Origin of the sequence: Acrocarpospora sp. B8E8 (genome assembly GCF_039871605.1) — a bacterium.
GTDB classification, from domain to species: Bacteria; Actinomycetota; Actinomycetes; order Streptosporangiales; family Streptosporangiaceae; genus Acrocarpospora; species Acrocarpospora macrocephala.
Window position 1 is genome coordinate 1 of the sequence record NZ_JBDPLV010000182.1, and the last position, 1,862, is coordinate 1,862.

1 protein-coding gene is annotated in these 1,862 nt (G+C 69.4%); it reads right to left on the bottom strand.

All coding sequences use genetic code 11. The annotated features are described in order from the left end of the window. Nucleotides 1-52: 52 nt before the first annotated feature. The gene (locus ABGB08_RS54440; protein ID WP_347608434.1) at nt 53-1,477 is read right to left on the bottom strand and encodes an ISKra4 family transposase; all 1,425 of its coding nucleotides are present in this window, start codon (nt 1,475-1,477) and stop codon (nt 53-55) included. Nucleotides 1,478-1,862 lie beyond the last annotated feature (385 nt).

Sequence of the window (1,862 nt, forward strand, 5' to 3'; positions counted from 1 at the left end):
GGGTGCACGACAGATTTGTAGGTGACGATCAGGGTCGGCTGGTTCTGGCGGGTCAGGCGGTTCGTGTCTGGTTGTGGATCTTCGGCCAGAGTTCGTGCCATCGGCCGCTGGCGTCCAGGCAGCGTAGTTCGCTGATGGCGTGGGCTCCGGAAAGGTTCCAGCGCATGCCTGCTTGTTTGAGGCGTTGGCCGATGAGGCTCTTGCAGGCGCCCTCGACAGCGCCCGAGCCGACGAACAGGCCCAGTTCGCGGAAGTGGGCGTAGGTCATGCGGTGGGCGTTGGTTTCGAAGTAGCCGAGTTTGGTGTCCAGCTCGTCCTTCTTGCTGCCGGTCAGGGGGTAGACGCGGGCGGCGTCGACGATCGCGGCGATGTCTCCGTTGTCGAGGTCTGCCAGTCGCTGTTCGCGCCACAGCCGCTGGTCTTCGACGATGAAGGCCAGGTGGTCGGCCAGGTCATGCAGGTGTTCGCGGGCGTGGTAGAGATCGACGATCTGAGTGGCCTCGGGGAAGTGGGTGTTGGCCTGGGTCCAGATCCATTTCGCGCCGTCGCCGATGACCACCAGCTGGCGGATGTGGTCGGCGCCGCGGCGGCGTGCTTCGGCAGCCAGCAGGGTGCCGAAGGCTTGCGAATCCTGGAACGTCGCCACGTAGCTGGCCGAGCCGGGGTCGGCGACGGGGCGGCCGTCATCGTCGCAGCGTGTCTGGGTGAACAGGCAGCCCAGCTTGATCTCCCGGGTGCGGGCGCGCCCGTCGGGTGCTTTACCGGCTCGGCTCTCGACCTGGTCGGCTCGCATCGGCACGCCGGTGCCGTCGGTCTCGATATACAGCTTGTCCGGCAGTTCGCCGCTCGGGCGGGGCAGCGGGCTGAGGCGATGCGCGGTGATCGCCTCGGCTTCGGCGGTGGTGAGGGCGGCCAGGATCGCGCCGTCGGCTTCGGCGGCCCGTTCGATGCGGTGTTCGGCCAGTGCCAGGCCGGTGAACTCGTTGAGTAGCGCGGTTGCCTTGCCGAACGGTAACGCGGCGGCGGCATGGGCGGTCATGGCACGCAGGCCTGGCGACAGGGACGCGCCACTCACCCCGAGCTGCTCATCGCGGGGGACCACGCCCGCCTGGCAGGTAGCGCAGTGGTAGTAGGCCCGGCGCAGGCTGATCGGGCCGAGGACGGTGTCGAACTTCTTGGTGCGGTAGCCGACGAAGCCGGCGCGATGGCCGCCACTATGGCCGCCACTATGGCCGCCACTATGGCCGCCACTATGGCCGCCACTATGGCCGCCACTGCCGCAGTCGACGGCGGGCCCGGTATGCCCGGTGTCGGTGGCGAGCAGCGCGGCCAGGACCTGCCCGCCCAGCGCCGTCATCGCCTGCCGGATCGCCATCTCCAGCACCGCCAGTTCGTCTCCGGCGGCCACTGATCGGACGGCCAGCTCGGCCAGGTGGTCCAGCTCGGTGGCGAACTCGGCCGCCAGTACCTGGCGCACCTGGCTCAAGAGCCCCCTTTTCGCCCCCCGGGGCGGCCGGTCGGCGGGGTGCGGCCTCGGGGGTGACCGGTTTGGCCTCGCAGATCTTCTCGTTGACCTCCACGATCTGATCGGTCAACGCGGCGAACTGGGCGTAGCGGTCCAGCTCGGCTCGGACTTTGCCCACTTCCTCGGCCGACAGCTGACGGCCCCGGCTGCGCCCGCCGACCGTGCGGGTCCACACCAGCCGTGGCCCGTGCCCGGGATGATCCGGATGGGCGCAGGCGCAGTTCGGCTTGCCGCACCGGCGGTAGTTCTCGCTTACCGAGCCGCGCCGGAAATCTCCGACCGCGGCCAGTTCGGCGTAGAGCTCGGCCCGCCGGGCCTCCAGGTCTTCGAGAGGAGG